The organism is Actinomadura sp. 7K534 (assembly GCF_004348575.1).
In the GTDB taxonomy this organism is placed as follows: domain Bacteria; phylum Actinomycetota; class Actinomycetes; order Streptosporangiales; family Streptosporangiaceae; genus Spirillospora; species Spirillospora livida.
In genome coordinates, this window is the sequence record NZ_SMKB01000041.1 from 1 (window position 1) to 22,586 (window position 22,586).

Sequence of the window (22,586 nt, forward strand, 5' to 3'; positions counted from 1 at the left end):
GGACGGCCCGGGGGCGGGTGAGGCGGCATGGGGGCAGCCGAACGCAGCACACGGCCCGGATCGGGGGTCGTCCCGCGGCCAACGCACGACAGAGGGGAACCGGGCATGTCAGAGGCCATCCGCGGGGGGCCGTCCCCGAACGCCGCCGGTGCCGGCGCGCCGCCGCTCATCGGCATCACCGCCTACCAGGAGCCGGCCCGCTGGGGGATCTGGGTGCGCGAGGCCGCGCTCCTGCCGGTGCCGTACGTCCGCGCCGTCGAGCGGGCCGGCGGGATCCCGGTGATGCTGCCGCCGACCGCGAAGCTGCGCGGGGTGGACGCGCTGGTCGGGCGGCTCGACGGCATCGTCCTGGCGGGCGGCGGCGACGTGGACCCCGAGCTGTACGGGGCCGCCCGGCACGCCATGACGGGCCCGCCGCAGCCGCAGCGCGACCGGTTCGAGCTCGCGCTCGCCCGCGCGGCCGTGGACGCCGACCTCCCCTTCCTGGCCATCTGCCGGGGCATGCAGGTCCTGAACGTGGCCCGAGGCGGGGCCCTCGTCCAGCACCTGCCGGAGGCGGTGGGCCATGACGGGCACGCGCCGGAGAGCGGCCTGGTCGGCTCGCACCCGGTGCAGATCAGCGCGACCAGCCTGGTCGGCAAGATCATGGGCGACTCCGCCGACGTCCCCACCTACCACCACCAGGCGGTGGGCCGGCTCGGCAGGGGCCTGGCGGCGGTGGCCTGGGCCGAGGACCAGGTGGTCGAGGCCGTCGAGCTGCAGGGGCACCGCTTCGGCCTCGCCGTCCAGTGGCACCCGGAGGAGGCCGGGGACGGGCGGCTGTTCGACGCCCTGGTCGCCGAGGCCGCCGGCCGCTGAGCCCTCCGGCCCGGGGCCCGGGCGCTGGGTGGGGGGGGTTGACGCGGCCGTCCCGGGGAAGTCGATCTGGTGGATCCCGCCGCTGACCCCCGGAGGCCGCCGCATGCCGCTGCACCCGCAGACCGTGAGCTTCCTGGAGTTCGTGGCCGCCTGGACGGCTCTGCCGCCCGGCGCGGGGGACCCGGCGGAACCGACCATCGAGGAGATGCGGCGGCGGGTCGGCGCGGTGCCGTCCCCCGAGGGCCGCGAGCTGCCGGAGGTGCGCGACCTCACCGTGCGCGGCCAGGGCGGGCCCGTCCCGGTGCGGCTGTACCGCCCGGTGCCGCCCGGGGGCCGGCCGCTGCCCGCGGTCGTTTACCTGCACGGGGGGGCGTGGGTCCTCGGAGGCGTCGACGACGTGGACGCCGTGTGCCGCGACATCGCGGCCGCCGCCGGATGCGTCGTCCTGAACGTCGGCTACCGGCTGGCACCCGAGCACCCGTTCCCCGCCGCCGTCGACGACGCCTGGGCCGTCGTGGCGTCCGTGGCGCGCGAGCCGCACCGCTACGGCGCCCTGCCCGGGGCCGTCGCGGTGGCCGGCGACAGCGCGGGCGGCAACCTCGCCGCGGCGGCGGCGCTGCTCGCCCGCGACCACGGCGTGCCGCTCGCCCACCAGCTGCTCGTCTACCCGGTGACCGACACGGCCATGGACGCCCCGAGCTGGCGGGAGTTCGCGTCCGGATACGCGCTGGACGCCGCGACGCTCGCCCGGTTCATGGGGCTCTACCGGGGCGGCGCCGACCGCGCGGACTTCCGGCTGGCCCCGCTGCGCGCCCCGGATCTCGCCGGCGCCGCCCCCGCGACCGTGATCACCGCGGAGTACGACATCCTGCGGGACGAGGGCGAGGCGTACGCGCGCCGGCTCGCCGCCGCCGGGGTGCCGGTCGAGCTGCGCCGCTACGACGGCGTCGTGCACTCGTTCTTCCTGCTCCCGGAGATCTTCGACGCCGGTGTCCGGGCGCGCGAATTCGCTGTGCGACGATTGCGCGCGGCATTCGACGCGCGGACGCGGGAGGCGAGCGGCCATGGGCAGCGGGCGGTATGACGGCTACGAGCGGCTGAAGATCGACTGGGCGGCGGACGGCGTGCTGCGGGTCGTGATCAGCACGCCCGGCAAGCTCAACGCGGTCGACACGACCGGGCACGGGGAGCTGGCGGAGATCTGGCGGGACGCCGACGCCGACGACGAGGTGCGCGCCGTCGTCGTGCGCGGCGAGGGCACGGCGTTCTCCGCGGGCGGCGACCTCGCCATGATCGAGGAGATGATGGTCGACCACGGCGCCCGCCGCCGCATCATGCGCGAGGCGCGCGACATCGTCATGAACGTGGTGAACTGCTCGAAGCCGGTGGTCAGCGCGATGCAGGGCCCGGTGGTGGGCGCGGGGCTGGCGGTGGCGCTGCTGGCCGACATCTCCGTCGCCGGCCGCACCGCGAAGATCATCGACGGGCACACGCGGCTGGGCGTGGCGGCCGGGGACCACGCGGCGATCGTGTGGCCGCTGCTGTGCGGGATGGCGAAGGCGAAGTACTACCTGCTGCTCAACGACGTCCTGACGGGGGAGGAGGCCGAGCGGATCGGCCTGGTCTCGCTGTGCGTGGACGACGGGGAGGTGCACGAGCGCGCCCTGGAGATCGCCGGCCGGCTCGCCGCCGGGCCCGCGGAGGCGCTGTCGTTCACCAAGCACGCGCTGAACAACTGGCTGCGCCTCGCGGGCCCGTCGTTCGACGCGTCGCTGGCGATGGAGTTCTTCGGGTTCACCGGCCCGGACGTGCGGGAGGGCGTCTCGGCCATCCGGGAGAAGCGCCCGCCCAGGTTCGGCTGAGCCCGTCCCTCCCGCGCGTCCGCGGCGGTCGGCAGGACTGCGCTCAGTACGACTTTGGCAGTCCCAGCTCGTGCTGGGCGATGTGGGCGAGGACGAGTTCCTCGGCGACCGGGATGTTCTTGGCGATGCGGGCGTCGCGGAACATCCGGGAGATCGGGTACTCCAGCGAGTACGCCATGCCGCCGTAGGTCTGGAACGCGCGGTCGGCGGCCTGCCAGGCTGCGTCGGCCGCGGTGAGCTTGGCGATGTTGGCCTCCGAGCCGCAGGGGCGGCCCCGGTCCCACAGCCAGGCGGCCTTGTAGGTCATCAGCCGGGCCAGCTCCACCTGCGCCTTGACCCTGGCGAGCGGGAACGCGATGCCCTGGTTCGTCCCGATCGGCTTGCCGAACGGCGCCCGTTCGGTGGCGTACTCGCAGGCGAGGCTCAGCACCAGCTCGCCGGACCCGACGCCGCCCGCCGCGGCCAGGATCCGCTCGGGGTTGAGGATGTCCCACAGGACGGTGAACCCCATGTCGACCTCGCCGAGCACCCGCTCGGCCGGGACGCGGACGTCGTCCAGGAAGACCGTGCTGGACGCGACGGTGTTGGTGCCGAGCTTGGGGATCGGCTGGTAGGTCAGCGTGCCCTCGGCGACGGCTTCCTTGAGGTCCACCAGCAGGACGGTGAAGCCCGCCGTCCGGGGGCGCGCCTCGGCGGCCGGGACCGTCCGGGTGACGAGGATCATGTGGTCCGCGCGCTCGACCCCGGAGATCCAGATCTTCTGGCCGTTGACCACGAACGAGTCGCCGTCGCGGCGGGCGTGCGTGGAGATGTTGATCGCATTGCTGCCCGCGTCCGGCTCGGTGATCGCGAAGCAGGTCTCCAGCTCCCCGGACGCGATCTTCGGCAGGAGCTCCTCCTGCTGCTCCCGGGTGCCGTGGCGGGCTATCGTCAGCCCGCCGAACGCGGGCGTCAGCAGGTACATGAACGACGCGGCGCCTCCCGCGCCGCCCTCGGCGAGGGCCTCGAGGGCGACCGCGAGCTCCAGCAGGCCCTGCCCCCCGCCCCCGTACTCCTCGGGGACGGCCAGCGCGTGCCAGCCGCCGGCGACCAGTTCCCGCCAGACCTCCTCGGGCCAGCGCTTGTCCGCGTCGCAGCGGCTCCAGTACTCCTGGTCGTACTTCCCCGCGATCGCCAGTACGCCCTCGCGCACCGCGGCCGCGCTCTCCGGCAGGTCGAAGTCCACCGCGCCTCCCTCGCACTCGGCTGTCGGGCCCCACGGTAGCCCATCGAGTAAGTAGTCACTGACATTCGGGGTCGGCCAATGAACGCCGCCGTCCCGGGTAGGCGACGCATGGGGGACCGAACACGTCGGGCGGGCGACCGCGGGTCCCGGGCGCGGCTCTGCCCGGGGGAGACGAGGGAGCGATCATGCGACCGCGTGACAGGTGGATGCTCGCCGGGGGGCGCTGGAGCCAGGGTACCGGGGAGCGGATGTTCACGATCACCGATCCGGCGGACGGCGATCCGCTCGGGGTGGTGCCCCTCTGCGCCGGCGGCGACGTGGAGGCGGCGGTGGGGTCGGCCCGCGCCGCCGCGCCCGGCTGGGCGGCGGTCCCGGCGGCCGAGCGCGGCGCCGCCCTGCACGCCGCCGCGCGCGCCGTCGAGGCGAACGCCGCCGAGCTCGCCGCGCTGGTGACCGCCGAGATGGGCAAGCCGTCCGGCGACGCGCTCGGCGGTGTCGAGGCCGGGATCGGGACGCTGCGCCAGTACGCCGAGCTGGGCCCGCTGCACGGCGGGCGCAGCCTGCAGGGCGGCTGGGACGCGGCGGACTTCATGGTCCGCGAGCCCCTCGGGACCGTCGCGGTGCTCACGCCGTGGAACGACCCCGTCGCGATCGCCTGCGGGCTGATCGGCGCCGCCGTGGTCACCGGCAACACCGTCGTGCACAAGCCGTCCGAGCGGACCCCGCACACCGGCGCCATGCTCGCCGAGCTGATCGCCGAGCGGCTGCCCGGCGGCGTCCTCAACCTGGTCACGGGCGACGCCGAGGTGGGCGAGGCCCTCGCCGGCCACGGCGGCGTGGACGTCGTGGCGCATGTCGGCTCGACCGGCACGGGCCGCCGCATCGCCGAGCTGACCGCGCGGACCGGGGCCAAGCTCCTGCTGGAGAACGGCGGCAGCGATCCGCTGATCGTCGACGCGGGCGTCGACCCGGCGTGGGCCGCCGGGCAGGCCGCCACAGGCTGCTTCGCGAACTGCGGCCAGATCTGCACCGCCGTCGAGCGCGTCTACGTGCACCAGGCGGTGGCCGCCGGGTTCCTGGACGCGCTCACCGCCCGGGCCCGCGCCCTGCGGATGGGCCCGGGCGCGGACCCGGCCACCGAGCTCGCCCCGCTGGTGGACGAGCGGCACCGCGCCGGGGTCCACGAGCAGGTCGAGAAGGCCGTCGCGGACGGCGCGCGGCTCCGGACCGGCGGGCGCATCCCCGGGGGCCCCGGCTGCTTCTACCCGGCCACCGTCCTCTCCGGCTGCACCGACGCCATGGCCGTGATGGCCGAGGAGACGTTCGGGCCCGTCGCGCCCGTCCGCACCGTCGCGTCCTTCGAGGAGGGACTGGAAGCGGCGAACCGCACCCGCTACGGCCTCGCCGCGACCGTCCTCACCCGCGACCCCGCGCACGCCCAGGCGGCCTGGCGCACCCTGAAGACCGGCACCGTGAAGATCAACGCGGTGTTCGGCGGCGCCCCGGGCGGGGCCGCGACCCCGCGCGGCGCCAGCGGGCGGGGCTTCGGCTACGGCCCCGAGCTCCTCGACGAGATGACGGCCGTCAAGGTCGTCCACCTGAAGACCGTCATCCCGTGACGGCCGTCATCCGAGGCGGCCGTCATGAAGAGGCGGCGACGTAGCGGGTCACCATGCGGGCGACGAAGTGGGCGAAGCGCTCCGGGGGGCCGGAGGGCAGCATGAGGTGGCTCATCGTCAGCCGCACCGCGGCGTCGGCGATCTCGGTGAGGGCGTCGCGGTCCAGGTCCGGCCAGTGCCGCAGCGCGTGCTCGGCGATCCGGGCGCTGGCGGTGAACAGCACCGGCTCGGCCTGCGTGGTGAGCAGCGGGAGCAGCTCGTCGCCGCCCGCGCCGGTCAGCACGGCCTTCTTGAGCTGGTCGTCCGCGGACGTCTCGAGCGTGTACATGACCGCCGCGGTCACCGCCGAGTACAGGTCGTCGTGCGCGGACAGCGCCGCGTCGATGCCGTCGAGGTACCGCTCGTTGTCGCGGATCACGACCGCCTGCGCCAGGCCCCACTTGTCGCCGAACTCGTTGTAGACGGTCTGCCGGCTCACCCCGGCGGCCGCCGCGACGTCCCGCATCCGGACGCCGCGGTAGCCGCGCTCCACGAGCAGGGAGGCGGCGGCGTCCAGCAGGGATTCGCGGACGGAACGGCCGGCGGTGCCCATGAGTTCGTCGATCCTCCGAGGTGAGCGCGGGGAGGCGGCCCTCCCGGACCATTATCACCCGGGCCCCCCGGCCGGTCACCGGCCGCCCGCCGGTCACCGGGACCCGGCCGCCTCTCTAGAGTGAGCCCCAGCCGAGGCGAGGGCGCGGAGCGAGGCGAGGAGGACGGGTGGGCGGGATCCTGGTGGCCAACCGGGGCGAGATCGCGCTGCGGATCGTCCGGGCCGCGGCGGAGCTGGGCCTGCGGACGGTCGCCGTCCGCACCCGCGACGAGGCCCCCGCGCCGCACGCCCGCCGCGCGGACGAGGTGCGGGTGCTGCCCGGCGAGGGGCCGGCGGGCTACCTGGACGCCGGCGCCCTGCTCGCCGCCGCGGAGGACGCGGGCGTCACCGCCGTCCACCCCGGCTACGGCTTCCTGAGCGAGAACGCGGCGTTCGCCGCGCGCTGCGCCGCCGCCGGCCTGACCTTCACCGGCCCGCGCCCCGAACTGCTGGAGCTGTTCGGCGACAAGACCCGCTCCCGGGCGCTCGCCCGGGAGGCGGGCGTGCCCGTGCCGCCCGGCACGGACGGCCCGGTGGGCCCCGCCGCCGCGGAGGAGTTCGCCCGCGAGCACGGGCCCGTGATGCTCAAGGCCGTGGCCGGCGGCGGCGGGCGCGGGATGCGCGCCGTCACCGATCCGGCCGGGATGGCAGCCGCGTACGAGCGGTGCCGGTCCGAGGCGCTCGCCTCCTTCGGCTCCGGCGACCTGTACGCCGAGCGGTACGTGCCGCGCGCCCGCCACATCGAGGTGCAGATCGCCGGGGACGGCACCGGCGCGGCCGTCCACCTGTGGGAGCGCGACTGCAGCGTCCAGCGGCGGCACCAGAAGCTGATCGAGGTCGCGCCCGCGCCGGCGCTGCCCGGGGACGTCAGGGACGCGCTGCTGGAGGCGGCGCTGCGCATGGCCGCCCGGGTCCGCTACGACGGCATCGGCACCTTCGAGTTCCTCGTCGCGGACGGGGAGTTCTGGTTCCTGGAGGCCAACCCGAGACTCCAGGTCGAGCACACCGTGACCGAGGAGATCACCGGGGTCGACCTGGTCAAGACGCAGATCCGGCTCGCGCTGGGGGAGGACCTCGCCGCCGTCGGCCTCGGCGGCGGGCCGCCCCGCGCCGCGGGCTGCGCCGTCCAGGTCCGGGTCAACACCGAGACCCTCGACGCGGACGGCACGCCGCACCCCCGGGCCGGGACGCTGACCGCGTTCGCGCCGCCGTCCGGGCCGGGCGTCCGCGTCGACACCTGCGGGTACGCCGGCTACCGCGCGAGCCCCCGCTACGACCCGCTGCTGGCCAAGGTCGTCGCCCGCGCGGAGGACCTGCCGTCCGCCGCCGCCCGCGCGCACGGCGCGCTCGGCGAGTTCGAGATCGCCGGGGTCGCCACCAGCATCCCGCTGCTGCAGGGCGTGCTGCGCCACCCCGGCTTCCTCTCCGGCGGGTTCGACACCTCCTTCATCGCCGACCACCTGCCCGAGCTGCTGGAGAGCGAGCACCGCCGCTACTACGTCGAGACCGTCCGGGACGAGACCGCCGCCCCCGCCGCCGCGGTACCGGACGCGCCGCCCGGCACGGTCGCCGTCCCCGCGCCCATGCAGGGCACGGTGGTGAGCGTGGACGTGGCCGAGGGCGACCTCGTGCGGGCCGGGGCGCCGGCTCTCGTCCTCGAAGCCATGAAGATGGAGCACGTCATCCACGCGGGGGAGGCGGGCATCGTGCGGGGCGTCGCCGCCGCGCCCGGCGACACCGTCGCGGAGGGCGCCCCGCTGCTGTTCGTGGAACCCGCCGAGGCCGGAGCCGGCCACGCCGCCGAGGACGCCGAGCCCGACCCCGGCGAGATCCGCGCCGACCTCGCCGAGACGCTGCGCAGGCACGAGACCGGCCTGGACGCGTCCCGTCCCGAGGCGGTCGCCAAGCGGCACGCGCGCGGCCGCCGCACCGCCAGGGAGAACATCGAGGACCTCTGCGACGCCGGCACGTTCGTCGAGTACGGCGCGCTGGCCATCGCCGCGCAGCGGCGGCGCCGGTCCCTGGAGGACCTGATCGAGCGCACCCCCGCCGACGGCATGGTCTGCGGCGTCGGGGACGTCGCCGGCGCGCAGGCCGTCGTCATGTCCTACGACTACACGGTCCTGGCCGGGACCCAGGGCTACCAGAACCACCGCAAGACCGACCGGATGCTCGACATCGCCCACCGCCGCCGCCTGCCCGTGGTCCTGTTCGCCGAGGGCGGCGGAGGCCGGCCCGGCGACACCGACACCTCGACCGTGTCCGGCCTGGACGTCGCGACCTTCCACGCGATGGGGCGGCTCAGCGGCCGCGTCCCGTCCGTCGGGATCGCCGCCGGGCGCTGCTTCGCCGGGAACGCCGCGCTGCTCGGCTGCTGCGACGTCATCATCGCCACCCGCGACGCCAACATCGGGATGGGCGGCCCCGCGATGATCGAGGGCGGCGGGCTCGGCGTGTTCGCGCCCGAGGAGATCGGCCCGATCACCGACCAGGAGCCCAACGGCGTCGTGGACATCGCCGTGGACGACGAGGCCGCCGCCGTCGACGCCGCCCGCCGCTACCTGTCCTACTTCCAGGGCCCGCGCGGCGACTGGACGTGCGACGACCAGCGGACCCTGCGGAACGTCGTCCCGGAGAACCGGCTGCGCGCCTACGACGTCCGCCGCGCGATCACCCGCCTCGCCGACACCGGGTCGGTGCTGGAGCTGCGCCGCGCCTTCGGGGTCGGGATCATCACCGCGCTGGTGCGGATCGAGGGGCGCCCGCTGGGCCTCATCGCCAGCAACCCCGCCCACCTCGGCGGCGCCATCGACCGCGACGCCGCCGACAAGGCCGCCCGGTTCCTGCAGCTGTGCGACGCCCACGGGCTGCCCGTGGTGTCGCTGTGCGACACGCCCGGCTTCATGGTCGGCCCGGACGCCGAGCGGACCGCCACCGTCCGGCACTTCAGCCGCATGTTCGTGATCGGCGCGAACCTGCGCGTCCCGATCGTCACGATCGTGCTGCGCAAGGGCTACGGCCTCGGCGCGCAGGCCATGGCGGGCGGCGGGTTCAAGGCGCCGCTCGCGACCGTCGCGTGGCCCACCGGCGAGATCGGCGGCATGGGCCTGGAGGGCGCCGTCCGGCTCGGCTACCGCAAGGAGCTCGCCGAGGCCGAGGACCCCGAGGAGCTGTTCCGGACGATGGTCGCCGCCGCCTACGAGAACGGCAAGGCCCTGCACGCCGCCACGGTGTTCGAGCTGGACGACGTCATCGACCCCGCCGACACCCGCCGCTGGATCACCACCGCGTTCGCCTCGGCCCCGCCGCCCGGGGACGGCCGCCGCTGGATCGACACCTGGTGACGGCCGCGCCGCCGGCGCCGGCCGCGGGGGGCGTCAGCTCTCCAGCCGCTCCCGGGTCCACTCCTTGACCCCGGCGACGAACGCGTCGACGTCGGCCGCCTTGCCCGAGGCCATCTCGTGGAACCACCCCGGCACGTACTGCTCGAACCGGCCCTCGCCGAGGACCTCCAGGACGGCCGCGGCCACCTCCTGCGGCGGCAGTCCCTCGGACACGTCGCTCAGCGGCTTCTCGTTGCCGGGCAGCGTGAACAGCTCGGTCCCCGCGATGAGCGCGGGCTGGACGACGTGCACCTCCACCCCGGTGCCGTCCAGGTCGACCGCCATGCTCTCCCAGAACGCGGTCAGCGCCGCCTTGGACGCCGCGTAGGCGGCCTCGTGCGGCGGCCCGAGCCGCGCCGCGACCGAGCCCACCGCCACCAGGTGGCCGTGCCCGCGCGAGAGCATCCCGGGCAGCAGCGCCAGCGTCAGCCGCACCGGGGACAGGTAGTTCAGCCGCATCACGTCCTCGGCCTCGGCGGGCGCCAGGTCCTGGACGCGGCGGCGCTTCGGCATCCCGGCGTTGTTCACCAGCACGTCCACGGAGCCGAACGCGCGCTCGACGTCCGCCGCGAGCCCGGCGACGCCGTCCAGGTCCGCGAGGTCGGCGACCCACATCGCCGAGTCCGGGGAGTGCTCGCGGCACCGGGCGAGCACCCGCTCCAGCCTGTCCTTGCGCCGCGCCACCAGCCCGACCCGGGCGCCGGCCCCGGCGAGCGCCTCCGCCACGACCGCGCCGATGCCGGACGAGGCGCCCGTGACCACCGCGGTCCGGCCGCTCAGCGTCACCATGCCATCACCATTCCGCTCCCCATGGCGCCCAACGTCACACACCGGCCCCCGCCCGGCAAGGAGGAACGCCGCGCGCAGCCGCACCCGGCCGGAAAACCGGTGGGCGGGAACCGGGGCGTCCCGGTAGGCTCGCGTCTTCGTCCAGCCGCTCTCCTCGCCGCCTGCTTCCCGGCCGCGCTTCCTCGCCGCGCGCCGCCCGTAGTCCGCTCCCTCGCCGTCCGCTCCCTCGCCGCCGGAGGTGTGCCCGCATGCCCGCCGAGTCCGCCGTCCTGGCCGCCGAGCGCGCCCACCTGGCCGAGTCCCGCGCCGCGCTGCGCCGGATGCGCGAGCACGCCGAGAGTTTGTCCGCCGATGCGGCGGGCGACTGGGTGTCCCGGCAGTTCCTGGAGTCGCTGCTCGAACAGCGCGTCGCGGCGCTCGCCGACCACCCCGGCGCGCCGCTGTTCTTCGGGCGCATGGACCGCGACGACGGCGGCAGTGGCGGTGACGGTGGCAGCGGCGACCTGCCCGCGGTCATGTACGTGGGGCGGCGGCACGTCCACGACGGCGACGAGGGCCGCCCGCTCGTCCTGGACTGGCGCGCGCCCGTCTCGCGCGCCTTCTACCAGGCCGGGCCCGCGGACCCCATGGGCTGGCGGCTGCGGCGGCGGTTCGGGTTCAGCGGCGGTGAGCTGACCGCGTTCGAGGACGAGCCGCTGCGCGGCGGCGCGGCCGGCCCGTCCCGGATCCTGACCGAGGAGATCGAGCGCCCCCGTACCGGGCCGATGCGCGACATCGTCGCCACGATCCAGCCGGACCAGGACGAGATCGTCCGCGCGGACCTGCCCCGCACCGTGTGCGTGCAGGGCGCCCCCGGCACCGGCAAGACGGCCGTCGGCCTGCACCGCGCCGCCTACCTGCTGTTCACCCACCGGGAGCGGCTGGCGCGGTCCGGAGTCCTCATCGTCGGGCCGAACCGGGCGTTCCTCGGCTACATCTCGGCGGTCCTGCCCGCGCTCGGCGAGGCCGGCGTCGAGCAGGCCACGATCGACGACCTGCTCGGGGCGCCCACGGCGGAGGAGCCGGCGGAGGCGTCCGCCGTCAAGGGCGAGGCGCGCATGGCGGACGTGCTCCGCAAGGCGCTGTGGCTGCACATCGCCAAGCCCGCCGAGGGCCTCGTCGTCGCCCGCGGGTCCGCCCGCTACCGGCTCGCCGACCACGAGGTGCGCGAGATCGCCGCCGCGCTGCGCGGCACGACCCGGTACGGCAGCGGCCGCGCGGCGTTCGCCCAGCGCCTCGCGCACCGGATCCTCGTCCAGATGGAGAAGCGCGGCGAGGCACCGGACGACCGGGTCCAGGAGCAGGTGGCGCGCAGCAAGCCGGTCAAGCACGTCCTCGACACCGTGTGGCCGAAGGTCACCCCCGAGCAGGTCCTGTACCGGCTCCTGTCGGATCCCGCCTTCCTCGGCAGGGCAGCGAAGGGCCTCCTGGACGAGGCGGAGCAGGCCGCGATCCTGTGGCCCGAGCCCGCCCGGTCGCACCGCTCGGCCCGGTGGACCGCCGCCGACCGCGCCCTCCTCGACGAGCTGCGCGACCTGGTCGAGCGCACCGCCTCGCTCGGCCACCTGGTCGTGGACGAGGCGCAGGACCTGTCGGCGATGCAGCTGCGCGCCCTGGGCCGCCGGTGCGGCACCGGGTCGGCGACCGTGCTCGGCGACCTCGCCCAGGGCACGACCGCGTGGTCGGCGCGGTCCTGGAAGGAGGTCCTCGCCCACCTCGGGCAGGACGGGGACGTGACCGAGCTGACCCTCGGCTTCCGCGTCCCGGGGACCGTCCTGGACTTCGCCGCCCGCCTGCTCCCGCACATCGCGCCGGGCCTGGAGCGGCCGCGCTCGCTGCGTCCCGGAGCGGGCGCCCTCGACGTGCGGCGCGTCCCCGACCTCGGACCCGCGCTGGTGGCGGCGGCCCGGGAGGCCCTCGCCCGCCCCGGCTCGATCGGCCTGATCGTGCCGGACTCGGCGGTCGCCGCCCACGCGGCGGCACTGGAGGCGGCCGGGCTGGAGCACGCCGTCCTCGGGCCGGGGCCGGGCGGCGAGACCCGGCTGCTCGTCGTCCCCGCGACGCTGGCCAAGGGCCTGGAGTACGATCAGGTGGTCGTCGCCGAGCCCGCCGCCATCGCCGCCGCCGAGGCCCGCGGCCTCGCCCGCCTGTACGTCGTCCTCACCCGCGCCGTGACCTCGCTGACGGTGCTGCACCGGGACGAGCTCCCCGCCGAACTGAACGGCTGAGGCTCCCGCCGTCCACCGCCGGACGGACACCGCGCACACGCCGCCGGCAAGTGAAGCCGTTGACAAGTGAAGCTCTGACTTGTAGTGGAGGGTCATGTCCGAGTTCGCCAGCCCCCGGGCCGTCTTCCAGCGGCTCATCGACGGGGTGACCGCGCGGCGGCCCGAGGCGCTGCCGCGGCTGTACGCCGAGGACGCGGTGGTCGTGCACCCGTTCGCCCATCCGACCACCCGCCTGGAGGGGCGCGACGCGGTGCGCGAGCACTTCGCGCGCCTGGAGACGCTGCCGCTGGAGATGACCGCGCGCAACGTCGTCGTCCACCACACCGCCGACCCCGAGGTGATCATCGCGGAGTTCGAGTACGCGGGCCGCAACACCGAGACCGGACGCGAGTTCGTCGTGCCGAACGTCTTCGTGCTGCGGGTGCGCGCCGGGCGCATCGTGGAATCGCGCGACTACCACGACCATTCCGGGCTCGCCCGCGCCATGGGGGCGGACGGCGGTTGACTCGCCGACCCGGCGCTTCCTAGGCTGGGCGGACCATACCGACCGGTTGGTATGTCCGTGGGGCGGCCCGGCCGCCGCCCCCTCGCCCTGCGGAGGTCCGCCCCGTGAGCACAGCACCGCCCGACGCCGAGGAGCTGGAGAGGCGGGTCGGCGAGTTCCTCGCCGCGCACGACCCGTCCGCCGGCGAGCCCCTGGAGTTCCTGCGGGCCCGGTTCGACGCCGGCCTCGCCTGGGTCCACTACCCCGAGGGCCTCGGCGGCCTCGGCGCCCCGCGGTCCCTGCAGCCCGCGGTCGACCGCGCGTTCGCCGCGGCCGGGGCGCCGACCAACCACCCCGAGCGCAACGGGATCGGGCTCGGGATGGCCGCGCCGACGATCCTCGCGTTCGGCACCGACGAGCAGAAGCGCCGCTTCCTGCGTCCGCTGTGGACCGGCGAGGAGGTGTGGTGCCAGCTGTTCAGCGAGCCCGGCGCCGGCTCCGACCTCGCCGCGCTCGGCACCCGCGCCGTCCGCGACGGCGACGCCTGGACGGTCAACGGCCAGAAGGTCTGGACGTCCATGGCCCACGAGGCGCGCTGGGCGATCCTCGTCACCCGCACCGACCCGGACGTCCCCAAGCACCGCGGCATGACCTACTTCGTCTGCGACATGACCGCGCCGGGCGTCGAGGTGCGCCCGCTGCGGCAGATCACCGGCGAGGCGGAGTTCAACGAGGTCTTCCTCACCGACGTGCGGATCCCCGACGAGCACCGGCTCGGCGAGGTCGGGCAGGGCTGGCAGGTGTCCACGACGACGCTCATGAACGAGCGGGTCGCCATCGGCGGCGCCCGGTCGCCCCGCGAGGGCGGCATGATCGGCGTGGTCGCCGCGCTGTGGCGCGACCGCCCCGAGCTGCGCACCCCCGACCTGCACGACGCCGTGCTGCGGGCCTGGGTCGAGACCGAGGCCGCGCGGCTCACCGGCGAGCGGCTGCGGCAGCAGCTCACCGCCGGGCAGCCCGGCCCGGAGGGCTCCGGGGCCAAGCTGGCGTTCGCCAAGATCAACCAGGAGGTGTCCGGCCTGGAGCTGGAGCTGCTGGGCGAGGACGGCCTGCGCTACGACGACTGGACCATGCGCCGGCCCGCCGAGGTCGACTTCACCCGCCGCTCGCCCGGGTACCGCTACCTGCGCGCCAAGGGCAACTCCATCGAGGGCGGCACGTCGGAGATCCTCCGCAACATCATCGCCGAGCGGGTGCTGGGCCTGCCCGGCGAGATCCGGGTCGACAAGGACGTGCCGTGGAAGGACCTGCCCAAGTGAGCGACCTGCTGTACAGCGAGATCGAGAACGACCTGCGCGCGAGCGTCCGCGAGGTGCTCGACGACAAGGCGCCCTGGACGGCCGTCCTCGCCGGGACCGAGAAGGACGAGCCGTACGACGCGGCGCTGTGGCGGGCCGTCGCGGGCCAGCTCGGCTGCGCCGGGCTGCCCGTCCCCGAGGACCTCGGCGGCGCCGGGGCCACCTGGCGGGAGACCGCCGTCGTCATGGAGGAGCTGGGCCGCTCCACCGCGCCCGTCCCGTTCCTGGGCAGCGCCGTCACCGCGACGGCCGCGCTGCTGGCCGCGGGGGAGCGCGAACTGCTCGGGCGGCTCGCGTCGGGCGGCACCATCGCCGTCCTGGCCGTGCCGTTCAGCACGGCGCCCGGTGACGGGGCGCCGGAGGTCCGGGCCGCGGCCGGCGCCGTGACCGGCGAGGTCACCAGCGTCGCCGACGGGATGGCGGCCGAGGTGTTCCTCGTCCCGGCGGACGGGGGCCTCTACGCGGTGGACGCCGCGGACGCCCGCCGCACCGCCGTGACGTCCCTGGACATGACGCGCCGCCTGGCCGACGTCGCGTTCTCCGGGGCGCCCGCGCGGCTCGTCGCCGAGGGGCCGGACGCCGTCCGGGCCGCGCTGCTCACCGGCGCCGCGATGCTGGCGTCCGAGCAGCTCGGGCTGGCCGAGCGCTGCCTGGACGACACCGTCGCCTACGTGAAGACCCGCTACCAGTTCGGCCGGCCGGTCGGCTCCTACCAGGGCCTCAAGCACCGCCTCGCCGACCTGTGGACGTCCATCACGCAGGCCCGCGCGGTGGCGCGGTACGCCGCGTCGTGTGTGGCCTCCGGCGATGACGACACGGCCGTCGCCGTGGCGGTCGCGCAGGCCCACTGCTCGGCCGTCGCCGTCAAGGCCGCCGAGGAGTGCGTGCAGATGCACGGCGGCATCGGCTTCACCTGGGAGCACCCGGCGCACCTGTACCTGAAGCGCGCCAAGGCCGACTCCATCGCGCTCGGCACCCCCGGCCGCCACCGCGCCGCCCTGGCCGGCCTGGCCGACCTGCCCCCCGCCTGACCGGACCGGTGACCGGGCGGCCCCGTGCGCGGCATGCGGGGCCCGCCCGGTCATCCCGTGATGACGGCCAGCACCCGTGCGCCCTCGGGGAACGCGCCGCGCTCGGCCAGCGCGAGTACGCCGGACATCATCTTCGCCGTGTAGACGCGGTCGAGGACGACGCCGTGCCGCTCGGCGAAGTCGGCGATGAAGGCGTCCAGCTCGCGCGTCCGCCTGGCGTAGCCGCCGAAGTGGAAGCCGTCCTCCACGCGCCAGGCCCCGCGCCGCCCGCCGTACGTCTCGCACTGGAGCCGTTCCACCTCCGCGTGGAGAAAGCCCCCTTTCAGGACGGAGAACCCGAGGGCGCGCTGGTCCGGGGCGAGCCCGGCGGCCAGGCCGGCCAGCGTCCCGCCGGTGCCGCACGGGCAGCAGACGACGTCGTAGCCCGGCACCTCCGCGCCGAGCTCCGCGCATCCCCTGACCGCCGCCGCGTTGCTGCCGCCCTCGGGGAGGAGGTAGAAGGGGCCCCACCGCTCGCGCAGGGCGGCGACGACGTCGGGCTCGTGCTTGCGGCGGTAGGCGGCGCGGTCCAGGTAGGCCAGCCGCATGCCCATCCGCTCGGCGTAGGCGAGGGTGTCGTTCAGCGGCAGGTGCTCCTCGCCGCGGATCACGCCGATGGTCGCGAACCCGAAGATCCTTCCGGCCGCGGCCGTGGCCCGGATGTGGTTGGAGTAGGCGCCGCCGAAGGTGAGGACCGTCCCGTGCTCCCGGGCCGGGCCGAGGTTGTGCTTGAGCTTGCGCCACTTGTTGCCGGGCAGCTCCGGGTGGATCAGGTCGTCCCGCTTCAGGAACAGCCGCACGCCCCGCCGGGCGGCCCGGTCGTCGGCCAGCTCCACGACGGGGGAGGTCACAGCGGGTGGCGCAGCCGCCGGCCCAGCCGCCGGAACCGGGAGCCGGACACGTGGCCGGGGGACTCGTCCTGCACGGCCAGGCGCTCCAGGAGCGTGTCGAACGAGGGCGTCTGCACGCAGACGAGGGTCGCCCGCGCCCGGCGGGCGCAGTGCAGCCGGACCGAGGGCCGCAGCAGCCGCGAGAACGGGCCGCGCGTCCCGTGCCCGACGACGAGGATGTCGCCGTCGCCCGCCAGCCGCACCAGCACCGCGCCCGGCTCGCCGACCAGCGCCAGCGCCGTCATGTCCACGCCCTCGGGCGGGCCGCCGCACACGTCGCCGAGGACCCGGGCGATGAGCTCCGCGCCGGACGCGCGCAGCGCCTCGGTGACGCCGCAGCCGAGCTGCCCCGCCGCCGACACGTGCGGCGGCAGCGGAGCGGCATGGACGACCAGCAGCGGCAGCCCGCGCAGCCGGGCCGCGCCGATCGCCCAGGACAGGGCGCCGCGGGCGCCCGCCGAGTCGTCCACCCCGACCACGACGCGGGGTCCGCCCTCCGGTCTCGTGATCACGGTTCCTCCCAGCCCGCCTGGTGTGCACTCTAGGGTGCAGGCATACCCGCTCCCAAGGAAGGGTCTCGCGTTGGGGAAACGCGGCTTTCCGCAAAAGGCGCGGCCCGCTGGACCGGCCGCGCCCGCGCGGGGCAGACTGCGGGTATGGGAACACCGCCTGAGAACGACCCCGCCTGCGCCGTCGCGCACGGCGACGCCCCGGCGCCCGCGGCGGAGCGGACGCTGGTCGCGGTGTTCGCCGGTCCCGTCGCCGAGCACCTGCTGCGCTACGGCGCCGACCTCGGCTACCGCACCTTCCTCGTCGACCCCGACAAGGACCGGGACGGCGCCGCCGACCTGCCGCACCTCGACGCGACGGCCGACGTCGTGGTCACCGACCACCACCGCCCCGAGCTGGGGCCGGTCCTGCGGGACGTCCTGACCCAGCCGGTCCGCTGGGTCGGCGTCATGGGCAACCCGCGCCACCCCGCCCCGCACATCCCGGCGCTCACCGAGCTCGGCGTCCCCGCCGGGGACATCGCGCGGGTCCACCGGCCCATCGGCCTCAACATCGGGTCGCGGACCCCGGCGGAGATCGCGATCGCGACCCTGGCCGGCCTCATCGCCGACCGCAACGGCCGCCCCGGCGGCTTCGAGTTCTAGGGGCGGGGCCTCCGATGCGGGCGGTCGTCTACAGCGGGTTCGGGGCGCCGCCGGAGGTCCGCGAGGTCCCCGATCCGCGGCCGCCCGCCGGCGGCGCGGTCATCCGCGTCGAGGCGACCGGGGTGTGCCGCAGCGACTGGCACGGCTGGCAGGGGCACGATCCCGGGATCCGGTCCCTCCCGCACGTGCCCGGCCATGAGCTGGCGGGCACGGTCGAGGAGGTCGGCGCGGGCGTCGCCGCCGCCCGCCCGGGCGACCGCGTCACGGTTCCGTTCGTGTGCGCCTGCGGCCGCTGCGCGGCCTGCGCGGCGGGGGACCAGCAGGTCTGCGAGGCGCAGACGCAGCCCGGCTTCACCCACTGGGGCTCCTTCGCCCACTACGTCGCGGTCGAGAACGCCGACGTCAACCTGGTCCGGCTGCCGGACGAGATGTCGTACACGGCGGCCGCCGCCCTCGGCTGCCGGTTCGCCACCGCGTTCCGGGCCGTCCTCGCGCAGGGCGGCGCCTCCGCGGGCATGTGGGTGGCCGTGCACGGCTGCGGCGGCCTCGGCCTGTCCGCCGTGATGATCGCCGCCGCGGCGGGCGCCCGCGTCGTGGCCGTCGACGTCGCGCCCGGGGCGCTGGAGCTGGCGCGGCGCAGCGGGGCGTCCGCCGTCGTCAACGCCGCCGGCCACGCGGACGTGGCGGGCGCCGTGCGGGAGGCGTGCCGGGGCGGCGCGCACGTCTCGCTGGACGCGCTGGGCAGCCCGGAGACGGCCCGCGCCTCGGTCGAGTCCCTGCGCCGGAGGGGCCGGCACGTCCAGGTCGGGCTGCTCCCGTCCGGCGCGGGCCCCGCGGACCTCCCGATGGAGCGGGTCGTCGCCATGGAGCTGGAGATCGTCGGCAGCCACGGAATGGCCGCCCACGCCTACGGCCCGATGGTGGAGCTGGTCCGGGCGGGGACGCTGCGCCCCGACCTGCTGATCGGCCGCGTCCTCGCGCTGGACGAGGCCCCGGCCGCCCTCATGGACATGCCCGCCCCCGGCATCACGATGATCGAGCCTCACCGGCAGGGCGGGTCGAAGGACGCCGAGGGCAGGTAGCGCCGCCACTCCGCCTCGGTGATCGGCGTCCCGGCGGTGGCGCAGATCCGCGCGGCGACCTCGTCCGGGTCCATCGACCACAGCCGCACGTCGCGGCCCACCCCGGCGGTGACGAGGAGCGGCCGGTCCGGGACGGCGGCGTCGATGTAGAGGCTCTCGGCCGACCCGGTGAGCGTCGCGAGGGCGCGCGGATCGGACGGGTCGGAGGTGTCCCACAGCCACACGGTCCCGTCCCCGGCGGCCGCGGCGAGCGTGTCGTCCGGGCCGTAGGCCAGCGAGTAGACGTAGTTCGCGGGGCCGTGCAGGCGCCGGGGCAGCGGTCGCGGGCGCGCCCGGTCGCGGACGTCCCACAGGACCACCGTGTTGTCGGCGCCCGCCGTGGCCATGGTCGCGCCGTCCGGGCTGAAGACCACGGCGAAGACGTAGCTCTCGTGGCCGCCCAGCGGCGGCCCCAGCCGGACGGGGTTCCGGGCGTCGGTGACGTCCCAGAGGTGGACCTTGCTGTCGGCGGTGCCGTAGGCCAGCGTGCGGCCGTCCGGGCTGAAGGCGGCCTGGTAGGCGTAGTTGGCCGCGCCGGTGAGCTCGGCCGCGCGCACCGGCTCGCGCGGATCGCCCATGTCCCACAGGTACACGCTCTTGTCGTTGCTCGACACGGCGAGGAGGCGGCCGTCGGGGCTGAAGGCCAGCCCCTGGACGAGGTCGCCCGGCCCGGTGAGCATCCCGGGGACGGCGGTGGGGCGCGACGGGGAGCGGACGTCCCACAGCCGCGTCTCGCCGCCGCGCGTGCCGACCGCGAGCGTCGCGGCGTCCGGGCTCAGCGCGGCGGCGCCGGACGCCGTGCCGCTCCCGGCCGCCCGCTCGATCACCGGCCCGAGCGGGACCGGGCGGCGCGGATCGGCCACCGACCACAGCCGCGCCGTGCCGCCCGCCCCCGCCAGCGCCAGCACCCTGCCGTCGCGGCTCAGCGAGACGGCGAAGATCCCGCCCTCCGGGCCCTCGACGACCGGGCCGGGAACCTCCCAGATCCGGGCCGTGCCGTCGGACGCGGCGGTGGCGAGCGACCCCGACCGCAGGAACGCCACCGCCGTCACCGGCCCCGGATGAGGCAGCGTCGTGGTCACGGTCCGCGCGCCGACGTCCCACACCCGGACCCGGCCATCGGAGCTCGCCACCGCCAGGGAGCGGCCGTCCGGCGCGAAGGCCACCCCGTTGACCCACTGGTCCGGCCCCTTCAGCGGCCGTCCCGACGGCACGGCCGACGAGCCGTCCACCCGCCACAGCCGGACCGTCCCGTCGGCGCTGCCCGCCGCGAGGGTCCGGCCGTCCGGGCTGAAGGCCACCCCGTACACGGTCCGTGCGCCCGCCGCGAGAGTGCGGGCGGCGGGCGCACGCCGGTTCATCTCGACGAGCCGGACCTTTCCGTCGGCGAAGCCCACGGCGAGCGTCTCCCCGCCAGGGCTGAACGCCACGCTGTGCGCGGCGGCGGACCCCTCGGCCACCACGCGGCCGCCCGGCTCGGGGTCGGCGACGTCCCAGGCGCGGACGGTCTCGTCCGCGCTCGCCGCGACGAGGGTCCGGCCGTCCGGGCTGAACGCCACCGCGTACACCGTGTTCCGCGGCCCGGTGAGCGCGACCGGGGCCGCGCCGGGCCGCCGGAGCAGGACGGTGCCCCCGCCGCCCCCGCTGGCGAGCGTCCTGCCGTCCGGGGCGAGCGCCACGCCGTACACCGTGTCGGGGTGCCCGGTCATCGGCGGCCCGGCCGGTACGGGGCGCCCCCTGTCCGCGATGTTCCAGAGCCGGACGGCGCGGTCGGCGCCCGCCGCCGCCAGCGTCCGGCCGTCCGCGGTGACCGCCACCGCCTGCAGGACCCCGCGCGCCCCGGTGATCCGGGTCGCGGCCGGGCCGGAGTAGGCCTCCAGCAGGCTGGACCGCGCCTCCGGCGTGCGCGCCACGCGGTACGCCGCGAGCGCGGTCATCCCCGCCAGCGCCACGTCCTCGCCGCGCAGCTTGGCCGACTCGATCGCGACCTGCCGGGACACCGCCAGGTCGCGCTGCGCGTCCGCCGCCGCGGCCTGCAGGTCGGCCGCCTGCCGCTGGCGCAGCGTGACCCCGGCGAGCCCGAGCGTCACCAGCGACACCGCCGACAGCACCGCGATCAGCCGCCGGCCGCGCCGGACCAGCCGGCGCGCCGCCCGCGCCTCCGCGTCCCGCTGCTCGGCCGACGCCCGTAGGAACCGGCGTTCCAGCTCGTTCAGGCCGCCGCCGCGCCGCGGGTCGGCGGCCAGCTCCCCGCCCTCGGCCAGCCACGCGCCGCGCAGCAGCGCGCCGGGGTCGCGGCCCGACTCCTCCCACGCCTGGGCGCCCTCGGTGACGCGGCGGTGGGTGCGCAGCCCGGCCCGGTCGGCGTCCAGCCACCCGCGCAGCCGCGGCCAGGCGGACAGCAGCGCCTCGTGCGCGATCTCGACCCCGTCGGCGCGGGCGGTGACGAGGCGCTGCCGGACGAACCGGTCCAGGACGTCGCGCACCTCGTCCCCGAGCTCCCGCTCGGCGACCCGGCGGCGCGTCACGCCGGTGTCGCCGGTGATGTGGACCAGCCGCAGGAACAGGAGGCGGGCGATGTCGCGCTCGTCCTCGTCCAGGCCGCGGTAGGCCTCCTCCGCGGTGGCGGCGACCGCGTCCGCGATCCCGCCGCTGTCCCGGTAGTCGGCGATCGTGAGCGTCCCGTGCCGGCGCCGCTCCCAGGTCGACAGCAGCGCATGCGACAGCAGCGGCAGCGTGCCCGTCTCGTGGGCGGCGCCCGGGCGGGCGTCCGGCGCCGGGCTCACCTCGCGCAGCAGCAGGTCGGCCAGCCCCGGTTCGAGCTCCAGCCCGGCCCGCTGCGCCGGCGCCACGATCGCGCGGCGCAGCTCGTCCTCGTTCATGGGCGTGACCACGACCTGGCCCGCCTGCAGCACGCGGGCCAGCCCCGGATGCCGCAGCGCCCGGCCGTAGAAGTCGGCCCGCAGCGCCAGGACCACGGTGGCGGGCAGCTCCAGCAGGGTGGTGACCAGGTCGTCCGCCGCCGCGTCGGAACGGCCCGCGAAGACGTCCTCGAACTGGTCGACGACGACCACGGCCGTCCCGGCCTCGCACAGCCCGGCCACATCGTCCGCGTCGATCTCGTCGGCCGTGCGGAGGACGATCCCGGTGTCCTCGCGCAGCGCGGGGACCAGCCCGGCGCGCAGCAGCGACGACTTCCCGGCGCCGGAGGGCCCGACGACGACGATCGCGCCGCCGCCCTCCAGCGCCCGCACGCGTTCGGCCAGCACCGAGGTCAGCGCCTCCCGGCCGAAGTACCACGCGGCGTCCTCGGTCTCGTACCGGGCCAGGCCCCGGTAGGGGACGACCGCCGGGCGCCGCCCGGGGGTCCGCCGGACCCTGCGCAGGGCCTCCAGCCATGCCTCCACCTCCGCGTCGCCGGTCACGCCGCACGCGCGCAGCAGCGCGGGGAGCCGCGCCGGTTTCAGCGGCGGGAGGTGCCGCCCGGCGAAGTAGTCGCCCGCGCTCGCGTGCGGGATGCCCGCCTCCCGCGCGGCGTCCCTGACCGTCAGGCCCGCGTGGTCGCGCAGCAGCGTCAGCTCCCGCGCGAAGTCCTGCCGCGTGACGACGCGCCGCGGGTCCGGCGCCTCGGCTCCGCTCCTGGACGGGTTGCGCAGCACCATGTGAACCCCCACGGCCTGAATCGCACGGCGAACCGGTGCCGTACGGCACCCCGATTCACACACAGGACGGCGGCGCCGTATGTGGCACATGACATACGTGCGGCCGCTCCCACCGGAAACCGGGTTTCCCCGGACTGCCTCACGGTGCGTGGTGCCGCGGATCCGCTGCGGGAACGCCGCGCTGTACGGCCTTGTACGGGTATTGGACGAGCC

At 76.3% G+C, this 22,586-nt stretch carries 17 protein-coding genes; 11 read left to right on the top strand and 6 right to left on the bottom strand.

Annotated features, from left to right (window positions below; translation table 11 throughout):
• The first annotated feature begins 105 nt into the window (after nt 1–105).
• The 3 genes from E1266_RS11460 to E1266_RS11470 are packed head-to-tail and all read left to right on the top strand — an operon-like array spanning nt 106 to nt 2,720.
• On the top strand, nt 106–858 hold the full coding sequence (locus E1266_RS11460) for a gamma-glutamyl-gamma-aminobutyrate hydrolase family protein (RefSeq protein WP_132046312.1): 753 nt from the start codon (nt 106–108) through the stop codon (nt 856–858).
• A 28-nt stretch (nt 859–886) separates the two neighbouring features.
• Nucleotides 887–1,942, top strand: coding sequence for an alpha/beta hydrolase (locus E1266_RS11465; protein ID WP_243718369.1), 1,056 nt, complete (start codon nt 887–889; stop codon nt 1,940–1,942).
• Nucleotides 1,923–2,720, top strand: coding sequence for an enoyl-CoA hydratase/isomerase family protein (locus E1266_RS11470; protein WP_132046313.1), 798 nt, complete (start codon nt 1,923–1,925; stop codon nt 2,718–2,720). Before E1266_RS11465 ends, E1266_RS11470 begins: the two co-directional genes overlap by 20 nt.
• A gap of 43 nt (nt 2,721–2,763) precedes the next feature.
• Here the strand turns inward: E1266_RS11470 and E1266_RS11475 are convergent, their stop codons facing one another.
• Complete coding sequence (locus E1266_RS11475; protein ID WP_132046314.1) at nt 2,764–3,945, bottom strand: acyl-CoA dehydrogenase family protein; 1,182 nt, start codon at nt 3,943–3,945, stop codon at nt 2,764–2,766.
• Between the two features lie 185 nt (nt 3,946–4,130).
• On the opposite strand from E1266_RS11475, the gene E1266_RS11480 reads away from it, so the two are divergent.
• The gene (locus tag E1266_RS11480; protein WP_243718370.1) at nt 4,131–5,564 is read left to right on the top strand and encodes an aldehyde dehydrogenase family protein; all 1,434 of its coding nucleotides are present in this window, start codon (nt 4,131–4,133) and stop codon (nt 5,562–5,564) included.
• 22 nt (nt 5,565–5,586) lie between these two features.
• On the opposite strand, the gene E1266_RS11485 is transcribed toward E1266_RS11480, so the two are convergent.
• On the bottom strand, nt 5,587–6,156 hold the full coding sequence (locus E1266_RS11485; protein ID WP_132046315.1) for a TetR family transcriptional regulator: 570 nt from the start codon (nt 6,154–6,156) through the stop codon (nt 5,587–5,589).
• Between the two features lie 167 nt (nt 6,157–6,323).
• Here E1266_RS11485 and E1266_RS11490 point away from each other — a divergent pair, with 167 nt between their 5' ends.
• A complete protein-coding gene (locus E1266_RS11490; RefSeq protein WP_132046316.1) occupies nt 6,324–9,539 on the top strand; it encodes a carboxyl transferase domain-containing protein in 3,216 nt (1,071 codons plus the stop codon).
• A 33-nt stretch (nt 9,540–9,572) separates the two neighbouring features.
• On the opposite strand, the gene E1266_RS11495 is transcribed toward E1266_RS11490, so the two are convergent.
• Nucleotides 9,573–10,367 carry an SDR family NAD(P)-dependent oxidoreductase gene (locus E1266_RS11495; RefSeq protein ID WP_132046317.1) on the bottom strand — a complete coding sequence of 265 codons (795 nt, stop codon included), beginning with the start codon at nt 10,365–10,367 and terminating at the stop codon, nt 9,573–9,575.
• Nucleotides 10,368–10,615: 248 nt separating this feature from the next.
• Here E1266_RS11495 and E1266_RS11500 point away from each other — a divergent pair, with 248 nt between their 5' ends.
• The 4 genes from E1266_RS11500 to E1266_RS11515 all read left to right on the top strand — a co-directional run bounded on the left by E1266_RS11500 (nt 10,616) and on the right by E1266_RS11515 (nt 15,507).
• Entirely contained in the window at nt 10,616–12,634 is a 2,019-nt protein-coding gene (locus E1266_RS11500; protein ID WP_132046318.1) for an AAA family ATPase, read from the top strand.
• A 94-nt stretch (nt 12,635–12,728) separates the two neighbouring features.
• Entirely contained in the window at nt 12,729–13,139 is a 411-nt protein-coding gene (locus E1266_RS11505; protein ID WP_132046319.1) for a nuclear transport factor 2 family protein, read from the top strand.
• Nucleotides 13,140–13,243: 104 nt separating this feature from the next.
• Nucleotides 13,244–14,437, top strand: a complete 1,194-nt coding sequence (locus E1266_RS11510; RefSeq protein WP_132046320.1) for an acyl-CoA dehydrogenase family protein — start codon at nt 13,244–13,246, stop codon at nt 14,435–14,437.
• Nucleotides 14,434–15,507 (top strand): acyl-CoA dehydrogenase family protein, encoded by a 1,074-nt coding sequence (locus E1266_RS11515; protein WP_132046321.1) that lies wholly within the window; start codon nt 14,434–14,436, stop codon nt 15,505–15,507. The genes E1266_RS11510 and E1266_RS11515 overlap by 4 nt, the downstream gene beginning before the upstream one ends.
• A 50-nt stretch (nt 15,508–15,557) precedes the next feature.
• Here E1266_RS11515 and E1266_RS11520 read toward each other — a convergent pair whose 3' ends face one another.
• Entirely contained in the window at nt 15,558–16,397 is an 840-nt protein-coding gene (locus E1266_RS11520; RefSeq protein WP_132046322.1) for a pyridoxal-phosphate dependent enzyme, read from the bottom strand.
• Nucleotides 16,394–16,948, bottom strand: a complete 555-nt coding sequence (locus E1266_RS38765; RefSeq protein WP_207945576.1) for a universal stress protein — start codon at nt 16,946–16,948, stop codon at nt 16,394–16,396. The genes E1266_RS11520 and E1266_RS38765 overlap by 4 nt, the downstream gene beginning before the upstream one ends.
• Before the next feature lie 144 nt (nt 16,949–17,092).
• Here E1266_RS38765 and E1266_RS11530 point away from each other — a divergent pair, with 144 nt between their 5' ends.
• Nucleotides 17,093–17,590, top strand: coding sequence for an XdhC family protein (locus E1266_RS11530; RefSeq protein ID WP_132046324.1), 498 nt, complete (start codon nt 17,093–17,095; stop codon nt 17,588–17,590).
• Between the two features lie 14 nt (nt 17,591–17,604).
• A complete protein-coding gene (locus E1266_RS11535; protein WP_132046325.1) occupies nt 17,605–18,672 on the top strand; it encodes an alcohol dehydrogenase catalytic domain-containing protein in 1,068 nt (355 codons plus the stop codon).
• Here the strand turns inward: E1266_RS11535 and E1266_RS11540 are convergent.
• On the bottom strand, nt 18,633–22,385 hold the full coding sequence (locus E1266_RS11540) for a helix-turn-helix domain-containing protein (protein WP_165966031.1): 3,753 nt from the start codon (nt 22,383–22,385) through the stop codon (nt 18,633–18,635). The genes E1266_RS11535 and E1266_RS11540 overlap by 40 nt on opposite strands.
• Nucleotides 22,386–22,586 lie beyond the last annotated feature (201 nt).

Coding starts and splice junctions, on each gene's coding strand:
- E1266_RS11480 (WP_243718370.1), top strand. CDS start 4,131: ATGCGACCGCGTGACAGGTGGATGCTCGCCGGGGGGCGCTGGAGCCAG.
- E1266_RS11505 (WP_132046319.1), top strand. CDS start 12,729: ATGTCCGAGTTCGCCAGCCCCCGGGCCGTCTTCCAGCGGCTCATCGAC.
- E1266_RS11460 (WP_132046312.1), top strand. CDS start 106: ATGTCAGAGGCCATCCGCGGGGGGCCGTCCCCGAACGCCGCCGGTGCC.
- E1266_RS11530 (WP_132046324.1), top strand. CDS start 17,093: ATGGGAACACCGCCTGAGAACGACCCCGCCTGCGCCGTCGCGCACGGC.
- E1266_RS11470 (WP_132046313.1), top strand. CDS start 1,923: ATGGGCAGCGGGCGGTATGACGGCTACGAGCGGCTGAAGATCGACTGG.
- E1266_RS11535 (WP_132046325.1), top strand. CDS start 17,605: ATGCGGGCGGTCGTCTACAGCGGGTTCGGGGCGCCGCCGGAGGTCCGC.
- E1266_RS11495 (WP_132046317.1), bottom strand. CDS start 10,367: ATGGTGACGCTGAGCGGCCGGACCGCGGTGGTCACGGGCGCCTCGTCC.
- E1266_RS11485 (WP_132046315.1), bottom strand. CDS start 6,156: ATGGGCACCGCCGGCCGTTCCGTCCGCGAATCCCTGCTGGACGCCGCC.
- E1266_RS11500 (WP_132046318.1), top strand. CDS start 10,616: ATGCCCGCCGAGTCCGCCGTCCTGGCCGCCGAGCGCGCCCACCTGGCC.